The 23,002-nt window shown below is 63.9% G+C and carries 16 protein-coding genes and 2 pseudogenes; 9 read left to right on the plus strand and 9 right to left on the minus strand.

Features of this window, described 5'->3' with window-relative positions:
* Positions 1–217: 217 nt before the first annotated feature.
* The 3 genes from ACEN9J_RS19500 to ACEN9J_RS19510 form a co-directional block, all read right to left on the minus strand.
* Complete coding sequence (locus ACEN9J_RS19500; RefSeq protein WP_057597342.1) at positions 218–1,639, minus strand: ammonium transporter; 1,422 nt, start codon at positions 1,637–1,639, stop codon at positions 218–220.
* Positions 1,640–1,668: 29 nt separating this feature from the next.
* Entirely contained in the window at positions 1,669–2,007 is a 339-nt protein-coding gene (gene glnK, locus ACEN9J_RS19505; protein ID WP_057597341.1) for a P-II family nitrogen regulator, read from the minus strand.
* A 64-nt stretch (positions 2,008–2,071) separates the two neighbouring features.
* Positions 2,072–2,950, minus strand: a complete 879-nt coding sequence (locus ACEN9J_RS19510; RefSeq protein WP_082321720.1) for a TorF family putative porin — start codon at positions 2,948–2,950, stop codon at positions 2,072–2,074.
* A 214-nt stretch (positions 2,951–3,164) separates the two neighbouring features.
* Here ACEN9J_RS19510 and ACEN9J_RS19515 point away from each other — a divergent pair, with 214 nt between their 5' ends.
* From ACEN9J_RS19515 to ACEN9J_RS19530, 4 genes are all read left to right on the plus strand, one after another.
* Entirely contained in the window at positions 3,165–4,703 is a 1,539-nt protein-coding gene (locus tag ACEN9J_RS19515; protein ID WP_413761819.1) for a YifB family Mg chelatase-like AAA ATPase, read from the plus strand.
* Between the two features lie 538 nt (positions 4,704–5,241).
* Positions 5,242–7,461, plus strand: coding sequence for a GNAT family N-acetyltransferase (locus ACEN9J_RS19520; protein WP_413761820.1), 2,220 nt, complete (start codon positions 5,242–5,244; stop codon positions 7,459–7,461).
* Positions 7,400–7,900 carry a hypothetical protein gene (locus ACEN9J_RS19525; protein WP_413761821.1) on the plus strand — a complete coding sequence of 167 codons (501 nt, stop codon included), beginning with the start codon at positions 7,400–7,402 and terminating at the stop codon, positions 7,898–7,900. Before ACEN9J_RS19520 ends, ACEN9J_RS19525 begins: the two co-directional genes overlap by 62 nt.
* A 539-nt stretch (positions 7,901–8,439) precedes the next feature.
* Positions 8,440–9,225 (plus strand): AbiJ-NTD4 domain-containing protein, encoded by a 786-nt coding sequence (locus tag ACEN9J_RS19530; RefSeq protein WP_413761822.1) that lies wholly within the window; start codon positions 8,440–8,442, stop codon positions 9,223–9,225.
* 44 nt (positions 9,226–9,269) lie between these two features.
* On the opposite strand, the pseudogene ACEN9J_RS19535 reads toward ACEN9J_RS19530, so the two are convergent.
* Positions 9,270–9,667: pseudogene (locus ACEN9J_RS19535) on the minus strand (transposase).
* 17 nt (positions 9,668–9,684) lie between these two features.
* On the minus strand, positions 9,685–10,026 hold the full coding sequence (locus ACEN9J_RS19540; protein WP_413761823.1) for a hypothetical protein: 342 nt from the start codon (positions 10,024–10,026) through the stop codon (positions 9,685–9,687).
* 326 nt (positions 10,027–10,352) lie between these two features.
* Here ACEN9J_RS19540 and ACEN9J_RS19545 point away from each other — a divergent pair, with 326 nt between their 5' ends.
* Together ACEN9J_RS19545 and ACEN9J_RS19550 are read left to right on the plus strand one after the other, a co-directional pair.
* Positions 10,353–11,807, plus strand: coding sequence for an HNH endonuclease (locus ACEN9J_RS19545; RefSeq protein ID WP_413761824.1), 1,455 nt, complete (start codon positions 10,353–10,355; stop codon positions 11,805–11,807).
* A 185-nt stretch (positions 11,808–11,992) separates the two neighbouring features.
* Entirely contained in the window at positions 11,993–12,325 is a 333-nt protein-coding gene (locus tag ACEN9J_RS19550) for a hypothetical protein (protein ID WP_413761825.1), read from the plus strand.
* Positions 12,326–12,493: 168 nt separating this feature from the next.
* On the opposite strand, the gene ACEN9J_RS19555 is transcribed toward ACEN9J_RS19550, so the two are convergent.
* Entirely contained in the window at positions 12,494–13,000 is a 507-nt protein-coding gene (locus tag ACEN9J_RS19555; RefSeq protein ID WP_413761826.1) for a hypothetical protein, read from the minus strand.
* 537 nt (positions 13,001–13,537) lie between these two features.
* On the opposite strand from ACEN9J_RS19555, the pseudogene ACEN9J_RS19560 reads away from it, so the two are divergent.
* The 3 genes and pseudogenes from ACEN9J_RS19560 to ACEN9J_RS19570 form a co-directional block, all read left to right on the plus strand.
* Positions 13,538–14,210: pseudogene (locus tag ACEN9J_RS19560) on the plus strand (ATP-binding protein); the annotation flags it as partial.
* Positions 14,211–14,434: 224 nt separating this feature from the next.
* A complete protein-coding gene (locus ACEN9J_RS19565; RefSeq protein ID WP_413761827.1) occupies positions 14,435–15,829 on the plus strand; it encodes a hypothetical protein in 1,395 nt (464 codons plus the stop codon).
* A gap of 190 nt (positions 15,830–16,019) precedes the next feature.
* Positions 16,020–16,562, plus strand: coding sequence for a cysteine hydrolase family protein (locus tag ACEN9J_RS19570; RefSeq protein WP_413761828.1), 543 nt, complete (start codon positions 16,020–16,022; stop codon positions 16,560–16,562).
* Between the two features lie 16 nt (positions 16,563–16,578).
* Here ACEN9J_RS19570 and ACEN9J_RS19575 read toward each other — a convergent pair whose 3' ends face one another.
* From ACEN9J_RS19575 to tssM, 3 genes are read right to left on the minus strand one after another with little or no spacing between them, the layout of a single operon-like run.
* The gene (locus tag ACEN9J_RS19575) at positions 16,579–18,576 is read right to left on the minus strand and encodes a serine/threonine-protein kinase (protein WP_413761829.1); all 1,998 of its coding nucleotides are present in this window, start codon (positions 18,574–18,576) and stop codon (positions 16,579–16,581) included.
* 28 nt (positions 18,577–18,604) lie between these two features.
* Entirely contained in the window at positions 18,605–19,321 is a 717-nt protein-coding gene (gene tagF / locus ACEN9J_RS19580) for a type VI secretion system-associated protein TagF (protein ID WP_057596873.1), read from the minus strand.
* Positions 19,321–23,001 carry a type VI secretion system membrane subunit TssM gene (tssM, locus tag ACEN9J_RS19585; protein ID WP_413761830.1) on the minus strand — a complete coding sequence of 1,227 codons (3,681 nt, stop codon included), beginning with the start codon at positions 22,999–23,001 and terminating at the stop codon, positions 19,321–19,323. Before tssM ends, tagF begins: the two co-directional genes overlap by 1 nt.
* Position 23,002 lies beyond the last annotated feature (1 nt).

Consider the following 23,002-nt stretch of genomic DNA (forward strand, 5'->3'; position numbering starts at 1 on the left):
ACCGGGCCGCGCCGCGCCGAGGACAAAAAAAAGCCCGCTCGCACCGGAGTGCTTGCGGGCCGAACATCCAAAGGAGACTCTCGCTGAAAAATGGGCTTCAGGAAACCTTGGAAGGACCTTGGAAAACTTGGGGTGGTGGTCTGGTGGTGGACCGCGGGTCCCTTCCTCTGGAGCGAGGAACCCGCGGTGTCCTTGTCGCGTGTCGGAGAGGTTCCGATCAGCGGTTGTAGGCGGTTTCGCCGTGCGACGAGATGTCGAGGCCTTCGCGCTCTTCCTCTTCGGTCACACGCAGGCCGAGCACCAGGTCGGCGATCTTGAAGGCGATGAACGCCACGACGCCGGACCAGACGATGGTGAACAGCACGCTCTTGATCTGGATCCAGACCTGGGCGCCCATCGAGAAGGTGTCGGGGGTCAGGCCGCCGGTGCCGCCGAGGCCCTGGGCCGCGAACACGCCGGTCAGGATGGCACCCAGGATACCGCCCACGCCGTGGACGCCGAACACGTCGAACGCATCGTCGGCACCGAGCATGCGCTTGAGACCGCCCACGCCCCAGAGGCAGACCAGGCCGGCCAGCAGGCCCAGCACGATCGAACCCATCGGGCCGACGAAGCCGGCGGCGGGGGTCACCGCGACGAGGCCGGCGACGGCACCCGAGGCGGCACCCAGCATCGAGGCCTTGCCCTTGTGCAGGCTCTCGCCCAGGATCCAGGACAGCGCGGCGGCGGCGGTGGCGAGCACCGTGTTCACGAAGGCCAGGCCAGCGGCGGCGTTGGCGGCACCCGCCGAGCCGGCGTTGAAGCCGAACCAGCCGACCCACAGCAGCGAGGCGCCGACCATGGTGAGCGTGAGCGAGTGCGGCGTGAAGGCTTCCTTGCCGTAGCCCACGCGCTTGCCGACCATGTAGGCACCGACCAGGCCGGCCACGCCGGCGTTGATGTGCACCACGGTGCCGCCCGCGAAGTCGAGCGCGCCGTCCTTGCCGAGCAGGCCGCCGCCCCAGACGATGTGGGCCATCGGCACGTAGGCGAAAGTGAACCACAGCACCGAGAACAGCAGCACGGCCGAGAACTTGGCGCGTTCGGCGAAGGCGCCGACGATCAGCGCCACGGTGATGGCGGCGAAGGTGCCCTGGAACGCGACGAACACGTACTCGGGGATCGTCGTGAGCGCGCCGAAGGTCTCCTGCGTCACGCCCTTGAGGAAGATCTTGTCGAAGGTACCGACGAAGCTTCCTTCACCCGTGAAGGCGAGGCTGTAGCCGTAGATGGCCCACAGGATGCTGATCAGCGAGAAGATCACGAAGACCTGCATCAGCACCGACAGCATGTTCTTCGAGCGGCCCAGGCCGCCGTAGAACAGCGCGAGGCCGGGGATGGTCATCAGGATCACGAGCAGCGTGGAGGTCAGCATCCAGGCGGTGTCGCCCGAATCGACCTTGGGTGCCGGTGCCGCGGCCGGCGCGGCGGGAGCGGCAGCAGCCGGCGCGGCTGCTGCGGCGGGCGCTGCAGCCGGTGCCGAGGCCTCGGCGGCCGGCGCCGACGCGGCAGCGGCGGGCGCGGGCGTCTGCGCGAAGCCGGTGGTGCCGGCGGCAAGCACGCTCAAGCCGAGCGCGAGGGAGACAAGCAGTTTTTTCATGGACGTTGTTCTTTCGGGCCTGGACTCGATCAAAGGGCTTCGCGGCCCGTTTCGCCGGTGCGGATGCGCACGACCTGCTCGAGGTTGTAGACAAAGATCTTGCCGTCGCCGATCTTGCCGGTGCGCGCGGCGCCCTCGACGGCTTCGATCACGCGCTCGACGAGGTCATCCGAGACGGCCGCCTCGATCTTGACCTTGGGCAGGAAGTCGACGACGTACTCCGCGCCGCGGTAGAGCTCGGTGTGGCCCTTCTGGCGGCCGAAGCCCTTGACCTCGGTGACGGTGATCCCCTGCACGCCGATGGCCGAAAGCGCTTCGCGCACTTCGTCGAGCTTGAACGGTTTGATGATGGCTGTGACCAGCTTCATGGGTTGCTCCTTTGGATGGAAAGAATTCGCGCGGCAGCATGGGCCGCGCCTCGTTGTGTGCCGCTTACAGCGTCTTCGTCAGCGTGAGGATGAAGCGCGGCTTGTTGGGCGAGTAGACCTCCTGCACCGTGTAGAAGCCGAAGTCGTACAGCGGGCCGGCCGCGACATTGAACGCGTTCTTCTTGTTCGCGCCCTGCACCGAGCCGGTGAGCGTGAGACCGCCGCCGAAGTCGTAGGTGGCGCCCACGTTGTAGTCGACGTAATTCTTCGCGGCCGTGTTGTGGCGGATGTCGCTGGAGAAGCGGGTGAAGCCCACGGCGGCCTTGAGCGTGACCTTAGGCACGATCTCCTTGCTGTAGCTCAGGTTCAGGTAGCCGGTGTTGCGGCCCTTGAGGCCCGAGCCCGCCTTGTTGCCGGCGTAGCCGAAGTAGTCCTTCGACACCGTGTGCGAGTACTTGGCCGTGAACGAGCCGAAGGTTTCGTTGGCATAGGTGGCCGCGCCGTACAGCTCGGTGGTGTTGCCGGCGGTGTTGCCCGGGTAGATGTAGGTCAGCGCACCGACGTCCATGTCCAGCGGGCCGGCCTTGAACTTGTAGCCGCCGTACAGGTCGACCTCGACGCTGTTGCCCTTGAGCCAGTTGACGCTGGAATTCCAGTTGCCGACGTAGAAGCCGCTCTCGCCGAAGGCGTAGTCGAAGCCGCCCTGGATCGCGGGCTTGAGGCCACGGGTCTTGGCGTAGTCGTCCCGGCCGATCATGTCCTGGTCCTGGCCGCGGAACTTGTAGTTCGTGGTCAGCGAGATGTTGGCCGTGATCGGCGAGGTCGCGGGGGCCGCGGCAGGCGCCGCCGCAGCGTCTGGGGTGGCCTGCGCCAGGGCGGCGCCCGACGTGGTCAGTGCGGTGGCCAGGACGATCAGGGCCTGGGCGGCGGAACGGTGCGTCATCGGGAACTCCTCGCAAGTAGTGTTGTGGAACCTGATGACCCTCAAAGCAGGGAGCGTGCCAAAGTGCACATCCCCCGGCGACCGGTTGAAGCGCCCTCCCGGGAAGAAGCCAAAAATAGTTACAAGCGCAAGGCTTTGTGGCTTGCACTGAAAAAAGAACAAGACGCCCGCGACGACCGGAATCGGGCGCACCAATATAGGGAGGGAGTGAAGGATGAGTCTGTCTTTGGTGCAAAGCCGCGCCTTGCTCGGGCTGGAAGCGGCCAGTGTCACGGTCGAGGTGCATCTGGCCAACGGCCTGCCGAGCTTCACGCTGGTCGGGCTGGCCGAGACCGAGGTCAAGGAGGCGCGCGAGCGCGTGCGCTCGGCCATCCAGAACGCCGGGCTGGAGTTCCCGCACAACAAGCGCATCACCGTGAACCTGGCGCCGGCCGACCTGCCCAAGGATTCGGGCCGCTTCGACCTGCCGATGGCGCTGGGCATCCTCGCGGCCAGCGGCCAGATCGAGGGCGCGCGGCTCGCGGGGCACGAGTTCGCGGGCGAGCTCTCGCTGTCGGGCGAACTGCGGCCGGTGCGCGGCGCGCTCGCGATGGCGCTCGCGCTGCACACGCGCGGCATCGCCACCCGGCTGGTGCTGCCCGCGACCAGCGCCGACGAGGCCGCGCTGGTGCCCGGCGGCGAGGTCTACGGCGCCAGGCACCTGCTCGACGTGGTGCGGCGCTTCCTGCCGGCCGATGCGCAGGCGGGCCTGGAGGCGGACGACGAGGGCTGGTCGCGCGCCCATGCGTCCGCGCAAGCCGATGCCCCCGCCTATGCCGACATGGCCGACGTGAAGGGCCATGCCGGCGCCAAGCGCGCGCTCGAGATCGCCGCGGCCGGCGGCCACAGCCTCCTGATGATGGGCGAGCCGGGCTCGGGCAAGTCGATGCTGGGCCAGCGCTTCGCCGGCCTGCTGCCGCCGATGCGCATCGACGAGGCGCTCGAGAGCGCGGCCATCGCGAGCCTGGGCGGGCGCTTCTCGACCGAGCGCTGGATGCACCGGCCGACCGCGTCGCCGCACCACACCTCGAGCGCGGTGGCGCTGGTCGGTGGCGGTTCGCCGCCGCGGCCCGGCGAGATCTCGATGGCGCACCACGGCGTGCTGTTCCTCGACGAGTTCCCCGAGTTCTCGCGCGCCGCGCTCGAAGCGCTGCGCGAGCCGCTCGAGACCGGCACCATCACCATCGCGCGGGCCGCGCGGCGGGCCGAGTTCCCCGCGCGCTTTCAACTCGTGGCTGCGATGAATCCGTGCCCCTGCGGCTTTTTGGGCGCCCCCACGAAAACCTGCCGCTGCACGCCCGACCAGGTGGCGCGCTACCAGCGCAAGCTCAGCGGCCCGCTCCTGGATCGCATCGACCTGCACATCGAAGTGCCCGCGATCTCGGCGCCGCAGCTGCTCGACGCGCCCGCGGGCGAGACCACCGCCGCCATCCGCGCGCGCGTGGTCGCCGCACGCGAACGCGCGATCGAACGCCAGGGCCGGCCCAACCAGGCGCTGCAGGGCGCCGACATCGACCGCCATGCGGCGCTGGGCGACGAGGCGCGCCGCTTCATGCACACGGCCGCCGCCCGGCTCGGCTGGTCGGCGCGCAGCACGCACCGCGCGCTCAAGGTGGCGCGCACCATCGCCGACCTCGCGGGGGCACCGGTCATCGAGACGGCGCATGTGGCGGAGGCGGTGCAGTACCGGCGGGCGCTGCAGAAGAGCCTGTAGCGCCGGGCGAATCGCTTGAAGTGCGGCGCATACCTCTTGTAAGCGCGGTCGAAACCCACGAATCGGCGCTTCATCGCGCACGTAAGCTGGTCCATATCCCGCTATTTGAGAAAACTCCCAGCTATCTGAGAATTTCTAGCTATTTGAGAAACCCAGGACTTGCAAGTGAATGGTCACACTCGGCCAATTTACCGCATGAACTCCTTTCGTGCTCTCTGCATAAAAGCCCCAAAAGCGCATGTGGCGACCACCCTTTTGATACTGTATAAATATACAGTTCATGTTTCTCTTCCTCGTCATCGACAAGCCACTGTTAAAGGCACATGGTCTCGTGTCTGGCACGAGTCCGCGAGCATGTGCACTGCAAAAAACACCGCCGCGAAGCAGACCGATACCAATGCCAGAGTGCGAAGCTGCTCTCTCGCTCATACGCGGGCGACGTCTCCTCTCGCCGAGAAGTCATTTCGTAGCCGACGACGCGCGTAACAAATTCGATACAGTCGCCCCCATTGCCAGACACAGGTGGAGGGGAAACTGCATGGGAACAACGAAGCTCACCGTAGAGCTACTTCTCAAGCGCCAGGACGTGATTCCGCACGTGAAACAAGTTGTCGATGCAGCTGAGAGCCATCGGTCAGCGCTGGGGTGGTACGCGCGCAGTGTGTATGAAGAAGCCGCAAGCAGCGAGAAGCTGATCGTCGCGATTGCGCATGAAGGTGATCAGGTCAGTTATGCCGGGCACCTGTGGTTCACCACCAAGTTCCCCCGCGGACATGTCGTTCAGATCCACGTGTCTCCAAGCTATCGCCGGCAAGGGATTGCAAAGAAGCAACTGGATTTCCTCAAGAGTCACCTGACGGGACTGAACTACATCTCCATCGGCGCTCGGGTTGCCGAAGACCTGCTTCAATCGCAGGAGTTCTGGCAGGCCCAGGGCTTCTATGCCCACGGAACCGCTCCAGGTGGAAGGTCCCATGGCAGAGTCATCATCTTGCGTAGTCACGAGCTACCAACACCGCAACTCTTTGCGCCTAGCGGACTTAAGCAGCAGGATCTCTTGGGCCTAGAGGACCAGTCCAAGACTGCGACAAAGCTCTATCTGTTGGATCTGAACGTCTTGTTCGATCTCGGACCGCGTCGAGCGCGGCATGAAGACGTCGTAGACCTGTTCGCACTCGAGCGTCTGGGTGTTTGTCACTTGGCACTGAGCACGGAGTTCGATGCCGAGCTAGCGCGTTCAGCATTGAAAGGAAAAACTGATCCGATGCAAAGCATTGCTCAGATCTTCCCAAAGTTTGCAGTGCCCTCAGAGGAAGAGTTAGAGCAGTTCACCAAGGAGATCGGTCCCATCGTCTTCCCTGAGAGATATGCCGCAGGAACACTGACAAAGAACGACCACTCGGACCTGCGACACCTTGCGACGGCTGTTCACCACAATCTTGCGGGACTGGTCACGAGTGACGGTTCGATCCTTGCGGCCGCAGCAATGCTGCGTGCCCGCTACAGCATTGACGTTCTGTCTCCTGAGTCCTTCAAGATCCTTGAGGATCTGGACACCGGGATCGGCGCCATCACTGCCAGCACTCGGGCCACGCTGGACCTGGAGGAACTTGCGTCTGGTCAGGAGGAGGAGGTTCGGGCCCTTCTCACCGGCTTGGGCATCTCGGTGGGAGATCAATCGCGTCATTGGGCTGCGACTGATGGGCGCAGCAAAGCGTGCCATCGCTTCGTCGTACTGGACGCGACGCGCATTGTTGGCTATCTCATGTGGCCTAGCGGCCTCAGGGACAGCACATGTGATGCCTTCATCGCGGTCGACGAAAGCGCGGCATGTGCCCAAGATGCCACACGCCTGATGATCGTCCATCTGATGAATCAAGCGGGAGAACGAATCCAGCGAATTCGCTTGCACCTTGCTCCACAACAGGCTTCAGTGAAAGAAGTCGCGTCGGAAGTGGGATTCACGGGCACTGACGAGGCTCGAGAATTGAACAAGATCTCGTTGAACAGCGCTGTCATTCCAGAGAACTGGATCGAACTGCGCACGAAACTATTGAGTGTGAGCGGAATCACTCTCCCACAAACGATGCCCCTCTTTCGGGGAGTTGACCAATACATCGAGCTGCAGCGCCCGGATGGTCAGCGCGCACAGGTGACCGCCTTCGCACTAGAGACCTTGCTTTCCCCAATGCTGATTTGCATGCCCGGCAGACCAGGCGTACTTGTACCGATCCAGCGAGGCTATTCCGAACACCTACTCAATCATCTCGATCAGCTACAACTGCTCCCACATGGCAAGGCGTTGCTCTACCAGCAGCGCCACTACCTGAGTGACCCAAGAACGCTCAAAGTGTTCCAGCGAGGCAGCCTGATGTTCTTCTACGAATCGTCGGGCAGCGGGACAGGGCTAATGGCAGTCGTTGCAGTTGCAAGAGTGACGAACGCATACCTGCGCCCAGTGGATGCTGTTGATAGCGCAGATCTGGAGCGGTCCGCCCTGGAACCAAGCGACTTGGCTGCAATCGGAAAATCCGAGACGAAAGTTGTAGTTGCTTTCGATAACCTGATGAAGTTGCCACACCCGGTCCCGCTAGAAAGCCTCAAACGATTCGGTTGCGGCCAGGCAACGCAGTTGCTCACAAGTCGTCGTCTTACTTCTGAGCAAATCAGAAAAATTCTCCTTGAAGGACTTCAACATGAACAATCCGCAGAACGTCCTGATCTCCCTCGAAGAGCGACACGCGGAAAACATTCTTGACGGCACAAAGACGGTTGAACTGCGTCGTCGCCCCATGCATGTCGCAATCGGTGCGACGGTCTGGTTCTATGTGAAGGTGCCGGTTGGCAGCGTCATCGGATGCGCCAAAGTCGCCGGCGTTCACACGCTTGCACCAAGCACGCTCTGGAATCGCTTCGGGTCAGTCTCCGGCCTTCAGCGCCGCGAGTTCTTCGAGTACTTCTCGGGATTGCCCGCGGCGTTTGCGCTGAGTCTCAAGGAACCCTGCAGACTCGCCACGCCAATACCACTGAGCGAGCTGCGTGATGCCTCGAGCGGATTTCATCCACCACAGTTCTTCGCGAACGTCGCAAGCGATGGGCCGTTGTTTCGGGCAATGAGCCGCGGCCTTCGAATGGAGCATTCAACTGTGCCGCAGCGCTCAAGTACGCGGCGTGAGCCAGCCTTGGTCATGGCCTAGGACGCAGACGAAGAGATGATGGATGCCGACGGCTCGCCAACAAAATGTTGGCTCACTTTAGGAGGAACGCCTCTCGCAGTGGGCGCACCGCAGGTTTCGCGATCTGTGGTCGGCCGATGTGCTCACAAATCGGGAGAGATCACGCGCTACCGCTTGTTCTCGCCTCCGTCAGCAGTTTTTCCTCAAGACTCAGCGAGAGAAAGTGCTTGTACTGCCCGACCACAGGCGGCGGCTCTACAAGACATGCAGTGGTCCGGTTCATACCACCTGACTCAGCTACCCCTAACACGGCAATCAAGCCAGCGACGGAGTCATCTTCACGTGTCGCCCATACGGCGACACGGTGTAATGCTCCCTTGATTTACGGCGCTGTGCGATGCAGATTATGAAGGTAGCGTGTGATTCCTCAGATAGTCGTTCGCAAGGCTGTTTGTGAGCCAGTGCCGAAGGTTTTGCGATCGCATGGCATGCCCTATACGAGGGCGCTTGAAGCAGATTCCTTGCCTAACACGCCAAATCACAGTGCACAAGGAGATCGAATGGATCGCTTTTCATCGCGCCACGGCTACGGGCGTCCGGACTCCGAGATCACGATCCGTCATGAGGCGCCGCAAGAGTTGCGTGAAGCGATCATTCGCGTTGCCTACCAATGCGGATTCAAGCCCAATGACCTGCGCAAAAAGCTTTGCGCTCTCATGTACAAGGCTCCAGACCCGAATAACTGGTCCGGTCCAAACGTGGATAGAGAGGTCCACAAACTGTTCGAAGAGCTCGAATGGTTCGAGGTCTATGACATGGTGGAACTTCTTTTGCAGAGCCCCTGTTACTCGGAGCTCTCTTTAGAGGACGAATTGAATCGCTGCTTCCGTCGCATGGGCGTAGGGTGGCAACTTATTGATGCTCAGCTTGAGGTTCGCGGGCCTGAGATGTTCGAGGTCAACGTCCGGCAAGGTGTTGCACAGTTGCAGCAGCAAAGCAGGCACACGGCTGCCAGCGAATTGCATGAGGCGCTGCAAGACCTGTCTCGCCGTCCTGACCCAGAGATCACTGGCGCAATCCAGCACGCATTGGCAGCCCTTGAGTGCGTCGCCCGCGACGTGTGCTCCAGCAAGGACACGTTGGGTGAATTGGTTAAACGCAATCCCGGCCTCTTTCCCAAGCCCATCGACGATGTGGTCTCCAAGGCATGGGGCTTCACTTCCAACTTCGGCCGTCACTTGCAGGAAGGTCAGCCGCCCCAATTCGAAGAGGCCGAACTGATGGTCGGATTGAGCGGCGCGTTGTGCAAGTACCTCGCCCGCCGAGTCCCTCGCTCTGCCCCATGATCTGGGGGGACTTGATGCGCATGCCTGGGGGCGGCCTCCGGCCATCACTGAAATGCAACGCGCCCTTCACCTACCTTGGAATGCTCCGGAGACATCTCGGTGGCGTACTGCTCGGCCAAAAAGGCCTGGATCTCGCGCACCGCCATGCCGCGCGCGTACATGGCGATGATCTTGTCGTCAAAGCCGGTGAAGCGCCGCTCGTGCTCGGGATGAGGATCGGCTCGAAGGAGCCAGCTCGGTCGCGCGGCACTTCGATGCGCAGGGGGCCGTCCTCGGTCAGCACGGTCTCGGCGCTGCGACCATTGCGGTGGTTACCCGCTTCCTCGGGCTTGGCTGCCTCGGGTGAATAGCCCAGGTGATGGGACATCTCGGCGCCCAGCGCGCGCTCGATCAGAGCCTTCTTGAAGGCCAACGAGGCGGCGTGCACCGCCTCGGCGCTCATCGGGCCGATGACATCAATCAGTGAGTTCTTGCGGGATCGTCGGCAACTGCGGCATCGACTTCTTCTTGCTTGGCATACATACTCCTGTTGGTCATCTTATGCCTCGCACACAAAATTCCTGGCAAGCGCTCTCTGCGAAGCTCGACTCTTTTCAAGCGGCCGATCCTCAGCGACTTGCTCGTACCCTCATAGGCAAAGAGACAAGGTAGCTTCAACAGCGCCGCGATCTGCGCTGCCTTCAGCTCACGAAAGCTGGCCGCGATGTCTTCGCGCGTGAATTCGAGAAACCGGCTGCGTTCGTACTCGTAGCCCGGACGCTCCCAGGCTCCATCAGTCGCTGTGACGAGAAAGTTGAACATCTGTTTGGCGAAGGTAAGTCCAGTGCACTGTAGTGCACCAGCTGCGCCGCATGGATGGCAATGGCGGCCGGGAGGCCGATGGAAAGCGACCTCATCGAAGGACGACAAAAGCACTCCGAGGGCATTTCTGACTCAGTAATCCGTGCGGACTGGGACCGCGAAGAGAAGTGGATTTTGTGAGTTATTGCTGTCGCCGCGCGTGCTCGCAGTGCCCATACTCCTTTCCCACAATAGGCATCATCATTTCGTAACTCGCAGAACAGTTCGAGGGCACCGCGCCAACGAGAATCATCCGACTTCCATCTCACTCACTAGCGAAGGATTCCATGACAACTCCAAACACCGATGCACAACCAGCCGAACCAGTGCGAATTCATACGCCACCGATGGATCTGGCTGATAACGTGCGCTTCCTGGGATTTATCACCGGCAGAACCCTTGTACAACATCAAGGAGCACCGGGCCTGGGTCTGGCCATCTCTGATCTTGATGAACTGCGAGTCTTGCTAGCCGGCATCTTCACAGATGAAGCCCTGGAGGTTCTCGAGCGAGAGGGTGTATTGGAGATTGAAGGGATTTCGTTCTTCCTCCTGAGCGAAGGCCGTTCCACAAGCCTGCCGTCGATGCCAGTCTTGGCGCTCGCCCTCAGCCCCGAAAAGCTTGGGGGCGCCCATTGCATCGCTGAAGCCACATACACGGTGTTCGTGCCGCGTACCGTGGCCGACCTGGAAAACTATCTGTCGATCTATCCAATGTCCGGGGCCGTGCAAATTCAGCGATCAGTGCCGGAGCTCGAACTTACCGAAGCGCATCGCGAACGCTCCGATTGGTTTGAGGAGCGCTACGAAACCATCGCCTATTCTGATTTCGGCCCTGAATCGAGCACGACCTACCTTGGGCAAGACGCGCAGCGTCGGTGCAGATACTGTGGCGACACCAGTCCGGATGTCACGTTCAGCACGAAAGCTCATGCCTTTCCAGAGCAAATTGGCAATAAGGCTCTGATTGACCTGAACGAGTGCGACCGTTGCAACAAGCACTTCTCGAAATGGGTTGAAGACGACTTCGGCAAGTGGACGCTCCCGATGCGGTCACTCGGCCGGGTCAACGGTAAAGGCATCCCGACATTCCAGTCGAGCGACAAAGCTTTCCGCGTGGAAGCTCAGGATGCCAAGAATCTGAAGATTCGTCTGGCAAAGGACGATCCGCGTCATGTATTGGACATGGAGTCCAATACTGTCACCTTGAAGCTGGAACGACAGCCCTATGTGCCGATGGGGGTCTTCAAGTGCCTGGTGAAGATGGCGCTGGCAGTGATGCCGCAAGAGGAGGCTCTTGCTTGCGAGCACCTGAAGAAGTGGATCCTGCAGGAGAGCCATACCTTCGAGAGCTACCCCTATCGCCCCTTGAATATCTACACCCAATTCTTGCCAGGTCCCTTGCCGAATGATCGCTTCCAGTATTGCTTGTTGCGCAGGCGCGCGCAGTACCCGGAATTTCCATTCATGATCTTCGTTCTACAGTTCTCGAACCTGGTTCTCCAGATCATCTTGCCGATGCACAAGGAGGATCGGGCAATTATCGAGGCTGGGAAGTTCGAGATGGCCCTCTTTCCTCATCTCGGTGGCCTCAAGGAGCATGAGGATACCTATGGTCCCAGTGGATCAAAAACGATCGATATGAGCGGATTCGGCGTGGTACGTCGCGAGCACGAGACGATGAATTTCCACTTCGACAAGATGATCGATACGTCGAACGCACCATCTGACCGACCTGTTTGAAATCGCCCCGTAGCAGAGATTCGACGCTGCTCCCTGCAAGGCTGAAGTTTCGATGCCACCCGGCGGCTGGCATGAGGAACGGCGACTCGGAGCCCCCTGAGTCGCTCCTTGCATCATCGCCAAGCGGAGAGGGTTCCAGAGCGCAGCACTTCGATTTTCAATGTAGCCACTTCTAAAGCATCACCATGAGTAACGTCCGATCGATCGAGTTCTCCTTGTTTTTCGCCAGAACGCGCCTTGCCAACCAAATTTTCGGAACACTATCTTTCTCCCTCGGCGCGCTGTCTTTGAGCTCGGATGCACCAAAGCTTTGGGCTTTTGTCTCTCTGCTCGTAGTCCTCTTTGCTGCTTACATCAAACTGAAGCCATACGATCGCGTGTTCAAGCTATGGCGAGAAAAGAAGCATCCCTTGACTCGTGTGCGGGTCGTGTGGAGGAATCTTCTTCCTTCATGCGCAGGCTGGACGTTCCTTGGAATGATCGCGTTGGGCATGCTCACGAAGCGCGGATTTTTCTAGCTCCACTCAAAGTGGGTGTTGGCAAAGCATGCCTCTGCGCTCGCTCGCAGTGGCATGGAGCGAAGCGCCGACAACGGATGGCAAGCAGATCCGCCCGCATCGCGTTGTCGAGCGACTTCGATCTCACGAACGTGATCCGTAGTTCAGATCAGCATCGCAGCTCAGCGGTCACGGCAACCGGACGCCCACGAGTTGGGCAAGGCGTGCCTTGCGCGCGGCGAGCCTGGGATCCCCAAAGGTCGATCGTCGCTCGATGCGGCGCCATGCGAACACGGGAGAACACGAGCTCATGTTGAACCTTACGTTCGGTCCATCTTCGGCGGAAGCCTTCATGGAGAACCCAGCGTGCAAGGCCGCGCAGATGAACGCGCCGTTCGAGACGTAGTGGTCTTCGGGGCGGTCGACATCCACCTGGCGAAGGTAGTGCTCCGCGACATGCTTCAGGCCATAGCTGCTGGCGAGGCGTGGATTGACGGACTTGCGCTTTTCGACATGCAACAAGAATCGCAGCGCCTTGTTGCACTCATCCAGGTGATCCAGCAGGTCGCGTCGGCCCGCCGCGAGCGCTGCGGCGTAGCTGCCGTACTCCCGAACAGAACTGTCCGAGGGGCCATGGCCAAAACGCGTCAGCCAAGGTTCACGCTGCAGGATGGCTTGAACGTCGCTCGCAGACATGCGGGGATCTCCCTTGTTCTGCGCAACAAGCGTTGCCCCCCGCTTGAGAAGGGTCTGCATGGCACGACCCCAACCCTGTGGGCATCCGTTGTCTCTTGCGATTTGATCCTGGGCGGCCGATACCGAGATGCCTGTTGAACGCGCAAGTCGTTTGGCATCTCTACGAGCATTGCGAACCGAGCGGCCCGAGGGAAACTGCCGAGAATCGTCGGCATTGTGCATATCCATCTCCTCATCTGCGAGGTACAGGCGGCCAACTTACCAGACCTCAGAGGGGTGGTAAGCAATGAATACGCCGTTGACCTGAAGCAGTCTTCGCCTACGCATTTGCGCGGTCGGCCAGCAGGGTGACGGAGGTGCCCTAAGTAAATTCTACGGCACCGTTGCGGCCATTTGTACTAGTCAGCCGCAGGCCTACGTGAACACGCCCTCTGTCTCATCCGCTGCCGTCTTGGGCCACTCCGTATCTGGACGACCGACGAGCGGCAAGGCTCGCCCTCCAGATTCTCAAATAGCGGGGTAATTTTCTCAAATAGCGCGTTACTGACCAGCGGCTCGCCGCCGCGGCCCGGCGAGATCTCGATGGCGCACCACGGCGTGCTGTTCCTCGACGAATTCCCCGAGTTCTCGCGCGCCGCGCTCGAGGCGCTGCGCGAGCCGCTCGAGACCGGCACCATCACCATTGCGCGGGCCGCGCGGCGGGCGGATTTTCCGGCGCGCTTCCAGCTCATTGCCGCAATGAATCCCTGCACTTGCGGTTTTCTGGGCGCCAGTTCGAAAGCCTGCCGCTGCACGCCCGACCAGGTGGCGCGCTACCAGCGCAAGCTCAGCGGCCCGCTCCTGGATCGCATCGACCTGCACATCGAAGTGCCCGCGGTGTCGGCGCAGCAACTGCTCGATGCGCCCGCGGGCGAGACCACGGCCGCCATCCGCGCGCGCAGCCGCCGCGCGCGAACGCGCGATCGAACGCCAGGGCCGGCCCAACAAGGCGCTGCAGAGCGCCGACATCGATCGCCATGCGTCGCTCGGCGACGAGGCGCGCCGCTTCATGCACACGGCCGCCGCCCGGCTTGGCTGGTCGGCACGCAGCACGCACCGCGCGCTCAAGGTGGCGCGCACCATCGCCGATCTCGCGGGAGCGGCGGTCATCGAGACCGCGCACGTGGCCGAGGCGGTGCAGTACCGGCGGGCGCTGCATAAGACCATATAGCGCCTCTTACCGCTTCAGAGAACTCGATGCGAAACTTCGTTTCCATGTCACAGCATGAAGATTGCCCCTCAATCGCAGCCAAGACTTTTAGCGAGCCCAGGGCTGCACTGCGGATTCACATTGACGATGCCATACAACGGATCCGAAATGAGTTGCGCAAGTACTCCGCCCGGTCGGTTGCAAACGCTGCGCTCCAAGAACTATGGGTCGACCATGGTTCTCCCGTGAAAAATCTGATGGCGGCGCCTTGGATATCACTGCTTCTTGCGAAATGGGCTCTTCAGGATCGGCAAACCTTCATCAACATAGGGCCTCGTATCCCTCTGCTCATCTTCAATCGCCTTCGCCAAGAGGTATGGGACCTTCCCTCTGCGCTTGAAGATCCAAGCGCGCACGGAAACCTACACGCAATGTTGCGGAGGTTGCTGCAACAACAGACGGAATTTCAGCGCGAACCAGGATGGGCTTTTCTTCGGTGGGCTGCTTTGATTTCGCGACGCCCTGCCAACGACGCGTTGTGGCAGCGATTCCGAGAAACGATGGGGATGGACCCGCATACCTATATAGATCTGTCGATGGCACTTTTCGCCGCGAACCTTCAGGGGCGCATGACCATCCCTGATCGATTCTTCGCACCGTTGCGCCCTGCATATGGACGCGCAGTGAGAACCTTTCTGGACCTTTTTACGAGAGATCTAGCCGCGCTGCGCGGAGAGCTACAGAAGCCGATCGCTCAAGAGGTACAAGGGCGCGTCGAGCTCGCTGAGTTTCCATATCTGAAGCGCTATCCGCTTGTTCGCCTCAAGTCTGGCGAACTGACTTGCTGGCATCCACTCGTGCTTGCTCGAGGGCTTGAAGATGCAGTTCATCTTCGTCTATCGGAACACGGGGAAGACTACACCCGTCCCTTCAGTAGGATTTTCGAGAGCTATGTCATCGAACTTGCATCTGCAGCGATACCCAATGCCGTCCTCGAAACTGACTATGAACGCGCACTTGGAGGAAACGCGCCAAAAGTAGAGGTTCTTGTACAGCTCAACGGTTGCAACGTCCTGTTCGAAGCAAAGATGGCGCTGTTCGCTGAACCGATGATCGTGACGGACGACCCAGAGACGGTTATGCGCAAATCAAAACGTGTGCGCGATGCGATCTTGCAGGGATGGAAAGTCAGTGACGCACTCTCTCACGTCACCAACCCTTTTCACAACGCCGAGCTCAAGGAAAACTTCCTGCTGGTGGTCACAAGCCGCCAACTCCACTTCGGCTACGGAGGATTGCTAGCTAGCCTCTATCCACCAGGACGACTAGCCTATCCCAACGAAAATGCCGAACGACTTCTTCCTCACAACCACATCTTCATACTCTCGATCGAAGAGCTTGAGGTCTTGATGGGAAGCATCCAAGCAGGTGAAATCTCGCTTTCGACGCTGCTGAGAAAAGCTGCGGCAGACAACAAGGATCCAAGCACGGCAAAGTTGTACTTCTTGGACCATCTGCGCTCACACGGCATACGAAATTTTCAACCCGCCTTGATCAAGCAAGCAATTGAGGATTCGCATGCCCGACTCGCGCGTGAGCTTGTGGGGGAGTCTCCACTTAGACCTTTCGGGGTGAAGTGATCCCTGGCATTGCAGCGTACTGAGACTTTGATCCATCAAAACGCGTGACTCACATGGGTTGATTCAGTGTCGCAAAACCCATCAACTCTTTATCCAATCTCCACTCACCCTGTCGTCAAAGTTGTTGTGAAATTCTTTGATTTCCTAGGGCTCAGGGCGCAGTAACTTTGACTCCCACAAAGGGCCCGCCATGACCGATCGCGCCCTCCTCGTCATCGACATGCAGAAAGGCATGCAGGAGCCCCGCGCGGGCCGCCGCAACAACCCCGGCGCGCAAGCCCAGGTGCAGCGCCTGCTCATGCACTGGCGCACCACCGGCCGCCCCGTGGTCCATGTGCGCCACATGTCGCGCTTCGCCGATTCGGTGTTCTTCCCGGGCCAGCCGGGCGCTGAATTCCAGGACGCGCTGGCACCGCTGCCCACCGAGCACGTGGTCGAGAAGAACGTGACCGATGCCTTCGCGCACTCGGGCCTCGAGCGCTGGCTGCGCGTGCGCGGCATCGAGGCACTCGTGGTGGTCGGCGTGGCCACCAACATGTCGGTCGAGGCCACGGCGCGCAGCGCCAGCTGCCTCGGCTTCGCGGTCACGGTGGTGTCCGATGCCAGCTTCGCCTTCGACCGCGCGGGCATCGACGGTGCAACTTTCGACGCGGAGCAGGTCCACGCGATGGCGCTGGCCAACCTGCAGGGCGAGTACGCCCGGGTGGTGACCGCGGCCAGCCTGCTCGGCTGACCGCCGCCTTCGCCCCTTACTTGAACTCGTGGCTCACCACCGGCGCCGACTTGCTGTCCTGCACCGTCACGCGCTGCCGATAGACCTCGAGGTCGCCGTTGCGCACCTCGATGTTGTAGATGCCGGGGCGCAGCGACAGCGACTTGAGCGGCGGGCTCACGCCGCGGTCGGCGCCGTCGACGAAGACCTGGCCCCAGGGCCGGATGTTGAGCGTCACGCGGCCCATGCCGGCCGCGGCGCCCGGCACGGGTGGAACCGCCGTGCCGCCCGCGGCCGGGGGTGTTGCACCCGGCGCTCCCGGCACGCCGGGCGTGCCGGGCGGCACGGTGCCCGCCAGCACCGGCTGCGTGGAGGCCGGCTGCGCGAGCCGGTTGAGCTCGGCGATGGCATTGCGCGCGTCGCGCGCATGCGGGCCGCGGCGGTAGCGGCGCAGGTAGGCCTCGTAGCCCTCGCGCGTGTTCTCGGCCTGCGCGAGGTTCCAGTCCTCGGCCTCGCTGATCGCCAGCGCGGGCTCGGGCGGCGGGCTCGCGGGCGGCGACGCGGGCACGTTGTCGAGCGGGCTCAGCGCGCCGTTGCTGCCCGGCGCGGTGGCCGGCGGCACGGCGATCGGCGAATTGCCGGCCGTGGGCGCGGCCGCGACGCCGCCGCCATCGGCTGCGGGCGGCTGTGACGCGGCCGCCACGGCGGCCGAGGCTGGCGCGGCCGGCGGCATCACGGCCGGCGGCGAGGCCGGGTTCGACATCGGCGCGCCCGGCGGCGGCGCCGGCGGTGCCATCGCGGTGGAAGTGGGGGGCGGCGACTGCGTGATGCGCAGGCCGATCCAGCTGCCGACGGCGATCAGCGCCACCACCAGCACGCCGACCACGCCCCAGCGCGGCAGCGAGGACTTCTTGTTCGCGGGCCGCCGCGCGCTCGGCGCGCGCGCGGGCGGCTCGGCCGGCGGCGGCACGGGCGCGGCCGGCGGCAACGCCTCGAAGGGCGCGGGCGCCGAGACCGGCACGTAGGGCTCGGCCGGCGGCGCGACCGGCACCGCGGGCACGATGGGCGCCACGGGTGCCGGCGCCGCGAGCCCGCTCACGTAGATGTCGCCGAGCTTGGCGAGCCCGAGCTCGGCCGCGAAGGCCGCCACGGTCTGCGTGCGGTCCTTGCTGTGCACGGCCAGCGTGTGGTCGACCGCGGCGCAGAAGGCCGGGCTCAGGTCGGGCCGGTTCATGCTCGCGAGCGGCACGTAGGCGTCCTGCACGCTGCGCACCACGGCCGAGGGCGGCGGATGGCCGGTGACGGCGCGGTAGAGCACCGCGCCGAGCGCGTAGAGGTCGGTCCAGGCACCCTGCAGCAGCGTGTTGTCGTCGGCGTACTGCTCGATCGGCGAATAGCCCGACTTCACCATCACCGCGACCTCGTCGACCAGGTCGGCGATCGACTTGCGCGCGGCGCCGAAGTCCAGCAGCACCGGCAGGCCGTCCTGCTGGATGAAGATGTTGTCGGGCGCGATGTCGCGATGGAAGCAGCCGCTGCGGTGCAGCGTCTCGAGCGCGCCGAGCAGCGGCCCGAGCATGCCGAGCAACCAGGCTTCGGAGATGGTGCCGGGCTCCTCGTCGGCCAGGCGGCGCAGGGTGCGGCCCTTGTAGAGCTGGATCGCCATGTAGGCGGTCGAGTTCGATTCCCAGAAGCGATGCACGCGCACCAGCGCCGGGTGGCTGAACTGCGCGAGCGTGCGCGCCTCGTTGATGAAGCTGCGCAGCCCGGCCTGGAAGGTGGCCGTGAGCCGGTCGGAACGCACGTGCACGCTGTCGTCGCCGATGCGCCGCGCGAGCATCGAGGGCATGTATTCCTTGATCGCGACCTCGCGCTGCAGCGAGTGGTCGTAGGCCCGGTAGACGATGCCGAAGCCGCCTTCGCCGATCACCTCGAGCAGCTCGAACTCGTCGAGCCGGTGGCCGATGGCCAGCGGGTGCGGTCGCTCCTGCGGGTCGGTGCCCACCGGAGGGCCGGTGCGTCCTTCCGTCGTCATTCTTGTTCCTCCTCATGCATCGGGACTCTCACGCCCATGGCACGTGCCCCTGGGAAAAAAGCTTCGAGAACAGCGGCGTGTTGAGGCCGCCGCCATGGGCCGCGGTCCGCAGCGGCGAGCCGTCGGCCTGGTTGGTCCACCAGTAGCTCGTGCTTCCGAACGCGTCGAAGCACAGTGGAAGCTCCGGCCAGCCCAGCCGCTGCTGGGCGCCCTCGCCCGCCGACGTAGGCCCGAGGATCGAAAGGATGTCGTCCGAGCCGCCGCTGGCCGGCTGGAAGCCGCCATGGCCCGCGGCCAGCACCTGCGCATCGAAGTGCTCGGGCGCCACGCCATGGCGGATCGCCTGCAGCATCGCGTTGCCGCATTGCCAGTACCAGGCGGCCGCGCCCTCGAGCACCGCGGGTCGGTAGGCGCGCGCGTCCACCTGCAGGCTCACGCACACCGGGTAGTAGCGACCCACGCGGTCGCAGCTCGGCGCGATGCAACCGAACTGCACCGCGCTCACGCCCTGGGTGGCGGGGATCGCGAAGTTCCACACCGGCGCCACCGCGTAGTGGCGCGTCATGGCGTCGGGCCAGCGCTTGAAGGCGCCCAGGCCGTTCTGCATCCAGCGATCCCACCAGGCCTGCAGCTCGCGCGACATGCGCCGGTGCAGGAAGTCGCCGGCCGCGGGCAGCTTGCCATACCAGCCGACCTGCTCGTCGCCGGGCACCCAGGCCGGCTGCGCCGTCGCGCCGGGATTCATCACGAGCGCCCCGGGCACGAGAAGCCGCTCATCTGCGACAGCCGCAGCGGGTTGTAGACGCTGTTGGCGGTCACGTTGAGCACCACCTTGCGGCCTTGCAGGTCGAAGCTGGCATTGAACGACTCGCTCGAGCCGCCCGAGGAGATCGAGGCCTTGTCGAACAGCCGGTGCAGCGCCCACGGGCCCTCGGTGACGATGCCGCCGGCCGGCGTGCCGCTCGAGGTCGTGACCTGCAGCCGCACCTGGTTGCTGTTGCGCGGACCGGGCCACTTGACGGTGGTGGGCGCCTGCGGCCCGTGCGCGTAGCGCACCGTCTGGCCGTCGATGTCCAGCGTCATCTGCGTGAGGCCGGCGTCCATGTCCTCGGGCCGGATGTCGATCGAGAACGAGGGCGTGCGCCCGCCCGCCATGCCCGAGAAGAACACGTCGCGGATGGCCTGCGCCTTCTGGAACGAATCGAGGTAGGCCGAGCGGCCCGAGGCGCTGCCGTCGACGCCGCGCTTCCAGGTCCACGGGTTGCTCGAGGTGTCGACCTGCGTCATGAGGTTCTTCTGGAAGAAGTCGTCCATCATCCCGCCCGGCGCGAACAGGTTCGCGAAGTCGCCCGCGGCCACGTCGCGGCTGGAGCCGCGCGAGAACGGATAGCGGCCCGCGATCGCCTGGTTGCAGAAGTTTCCGATGGTGGCGGCCGCGTTCTGCCCGATGTTCTGGCGCGTGACCGCGGCCGCCTTCGACGAGGCGGTGGCCGAGAGGTCGTTGAGCATGCCCTGGAACGGCACCGGCATACGGCCGGCCTCGGCCTGCACCTTGGTCACGGCGTCGCTGGTCGGCGGGATGTTGCCGCTGCGCAGCGCGGTGTCGGTGGCCGTCAGGTAGTTGTAGAGCTCGTTGATCAGCGCGGCGGTGGCGTCGATCGGCGCCTGCCCGCCCTGCTTGGGCGCGGTCACCATGCGGCGCAACGGCTCGAAGTGGTTGTCCACCAGCGACTCGGGCCGGTCGGGCACGGTGTTGCGGCGCTGGCTGCCGTCGGGCTGGCCGATCAGCTGCTCGATGCGCTCGCGCGTGGTCTGCACGCGGTTCTGCGCCTGGTCGAGCAGGCTGCGCGCGGCCTCGTCGTGGTTGCGCAGCAGGTCGGTCTCGCGCGCGGCGCCGCGGATGATGCGCGACATCGGCGACTCCGAGGTCGAGAGCACGCGCGTCATCTGGATGCTCTGCAGCAGCGAGCGGCTGTCGGCCAGCCGGATGTCGGCCAGGTAGTCGTCCCAGACCTTGATGTAGTCGGTGAGATAGAGCCGGCGCACCTCGCGCAGCAGCAGCTCGCGCGAGGTGATGTCGGTGATGCCGGGCGCGCGGATCTGCAGCACCCAGCGGTCCTCCTGCTCGAGTGCGAGCGTGGTCTCGGCCATGCGCTTGTCGAAGATGTCCCAGTAGCCGCGGTAGGTGAACAGCGTGGGGATGCCGTCGGTCAGCGGCTTGCCGCTGGCGCGCCGCACGACCAGCGCCGACTCGGCGCCGCCGGCCTCGGCGATGGTGAAGGCATTGGGCTGGCTGGTCTGCAGCAGGATGCGGCGCAGCCGCGCGTACGAGCGCTGCGCCAGCGGCACGCCCGCGAGGCGCTCGCGCGTCTCGGTGATCAGGCGCTCGTCCTTCGCGAACGGCGAGCTCACGACGCGGCCGCCGAACAGCGCCTTCAGGTGCGACTCGAGGTTGGTGCGCTGCTCGCGCGTGAGCGCGGCGCCGACCTTGCGGTCCACGTCGGTCAGCAGCCAGGCCTGCAGGAAGTCGGCGTCGTAGCGCTCGGCGTCGTACAGCATCAGGTAGGCCTTGAGCGCCTCGTAGCTGTACTCGGGGTTGTTCTTCGAGGCCTCGCGCAGCGACTGCTCCACGCGCTGCGCCGCCTGCGGCAGCAGCACGCTCTCGAGCGCGCGCTGGTAGACGCCGTCGGTCGCGGCCTGCAGCTTCTCGCCCTGGTAGAGGCCGAAGCGGTAGCTGACGGGCGGATCGCCGATGTCGAACTTCTCCGACTTCGGCAGGTCGCGCAGCCGGTCGAGGATCAGCAGCGAACTCGCGAGGTCGCCGCTCGAGTCGACCACGGTCGGCAGCTCGCCGCGCGCCGCGGCGCGGTTGAAGGACTTCGCGTTGCCGTCGACCTCGGCCACGTACTCCTTGTTGTTGTGCCAGCTGTTGACGCAGGCGCCCAGCAGCGCCACCAGCAGCACGCCGATCACGCCGTAGCCCACCAGGTCGGCCGCGCGCTTGCGCCGATACCAGCGCAGGTTGGTGCCGGCCACGCCCGCGTCGCGGAAGATCACCTGCTGCAGCAACTCCTTGAGGAAGTAGCTCTTGCCCGGGCCCGGCGGCGGCGCCGGCGGCGCGTTGACCTGCAGGTAGCGCTTGATCGCGCCCATCACGCGGTCGAAGGCCGTGCCCTCCTGCGTGCCGCTGGTGAAGTAGACGCCGCGCAGCATCGGCGCGGTCTCGAACTTCGACGGGTTGAACACGTCGGCCAGGAAGGTGCCGAGGATGTCCTCGAAGCTCGCGAACTGCTGCGGCAGCAGGTAGGCCTGCGCGCGGCGCATCGGGTCGGGCTCGGCGGCCAGCAGCTCGGGCAGGCGCTCGTCGAGCCGCTGGTGCAGCAGCCGGTACTCCTGCTGGAAGCGCTCGCGCAGGTCGCTGCCCTCGAGCGTGGTGGCGGTGCCCGCGCGCTTGTCGCCCTTGGCGGGTCTGGCGCTGGCGGCGCTCGCGTCGATCGGGAAGGTGAAGCCCCAGACCTGCGCGCGCTCGGCGCGGCTCAGGCCGCCGAAGTACTCGTTGAAGCCGGCCAGCAGGTCGGCCTTGGTCACCATCACGTAGACCGGGAAGTTGATGCCCAGGTCGTTGCGCAGCTCGAGCAGCCGCTTGCGCAGCGCCATCGCGTGGCGCGCGCGCTGCGCGTCGTCGGCCAGCGGCAGGTCGGCGATGCTGATGGTGAGGATCGCGCCGTTGATCGGCTGGCGCGGGCGGAACTTCTTGAGCAGTTCGAGGAAGCCCTTCCACTCGCCCTCGTCGGTCTCGCGGTTGCTCTCGTGCGTGGTGTAGCGCCCGGCCGTGTCGATCAGCACCGCGTCGTTGGTGAACCACCAATCGCAGTTGCGCGTGCCGCCGATGCCGCGCACCGCCGCCTTGCCGAGCTGGTCGGCGAGCGGGAAGTCGAGATCGGAGTTGACCAGCGCCGTGGTCTTGCCCGAGCCCGGCGCGCCGATGAAGATGTACCAGGGCAGCTGGTAGAGGTACTGGCGGTCGAAGATCGAGAAGCGGCCCGCGGCCTTGCCCTCCTCGCCCGGCCCGAAGCGCATGTTGCGCAGGATCGAGGTGGCGTCGTTGAAGCCGGTCTGCAGCTCCTTGATCTCGGGCGCCTCCTCGGGCTTGGCCTCCTTCTCCTTCTTGGAGGGCGTGCGCAGCTGGTTCAGCAGCTGCGCGTTGAGGCGGCGCTCGCGCCATTTGCGGTAGGCCACGCGCACCAGCCAGATCGCGAACATCAGCGCGATCACGACGATGCGCACGAACTCGCTCTCGAGCGGGCGGTAGCGGCCGACCGCGATCACCGGGCCGATGATCCAGATCAGGAAGGCCAGCGCGACCAGGCCGAAGAAGACCCAGAGGTCGCGGCTGATCAGGAAACGGAAGAACGCGCGCAGCATC

The sequence above is a fragment of the Variovorax sp. Varisp41 genome (genome assembly GCF_047325085.1).
Taxonomy (GTDB): Bacteria; Pseudomonadota; Gammaproteobacteria; order Burkholderiales; family Burkholderiaceae_C; genus Variovorax.

Coding starts and splice junctions, on each gene's coding strand:
- ACEN9J_RS19500 (WP_057597342.1), bottom strand. CDS start 1,639: ATGAAAAAACTGCTTGTCTCCCTCGCGCTCGGCTTGAGCGTGCTTGCC.
- glnK (WP_057597341.1), bottom strand. CDS start 2,007: ATGAAGCTGGTCACAGCCATCATCAAACCGTTCAAGCTCGACGAAGTG.
- ACEN9J_RS19510 (WP_082321720.1), bottom strand. CDS start 2,950: ATGACGCACCGTTCCGCCGCCCAGGCCCTGATCGTCCTGGCCACCGCA.
- ACEN9J_RS19515 (WP_413761819.1), top strand. CDS start 3,165: ATGAGTCTGTCTTTGGTGCAAAGCCGCGCCTTGCTCGGGCTGGAAGCG.
- ACEN9J_RS19520 (WP_413761820.1), top strand. CDS start 5,242: ATGGGAACAACGAAGCTCACCGTAGAGCTACTTCTCAAGCGCCAGGAC.
- ACEN9J_RS19525 (WP_413761821.1), top strand. CDS start 7,400: ATGAACAATCCGCAGAACGTCCTGATCTCCCTCGAAGAGCGACACGCG.
- ACEN9J_RS19530 (WP_413761822.1), top strand. CDS start 8,440: ATGGATCGCTTTTCATCGCGCCACGGCTACGGGCGTCCGGACTCCGAG.
- ACEN9J_RS19540 (WP_413761823.1), bottom strand. CDS start 10,026: ATGTTCAACTTTCTCGTCACAGCGACTGATGGAGCCTGGGAGCGTCCG.
- ACEN9J_RS19545 (WP_413761824.1), top strand. CDS start 10,353: ATGACAACTCCAAACACCGATGCACAACCAGCCGAACCAGTGCGAATT.
- ACEN9J_RS19550 (WP_413761825.1), top strand. CDS start 11,993: ATGAGTAACGTCCGATCGATCGAGTTCTCCTTGTTTTTCGCCAGAACG.
- ACEN9J_RS19555 (WP_413761826.1), bottom strand. CDS start 13,000: ATGTCTGCGAGCGACGTTCAAGCCATCCTGCAGCGTGAACCTTGGCTG.
- ACEN9J_RS19570 (WP_413761828.1), top strand. CDS start 16,020: ATGACCGATCGCGCCCTCCTCGTCATCGACATGCAGAAAGGCATGCAG.
- ACEN9J_RS19575 (WP_413761829.1), bottom strand. CDS start 18,576: ATGACGACGGAAGGACGCACCGGCCCTCCGGTGGGCACCGACCCGCAG.
- tagF (WP_057596873.1), bottom strand. CDS start 19,321: ATGAATCCCGGCGCGACGGCGCAGCCGGCCTGGGTGCCCGGCGACGAG.
- tssM (WP_413761830.1), bottom strand. CDS start 23,001: ATGCTGCGCGCGTTCTTCCGTTTCCTGATCAGCCGCGACCTCTGGGTC.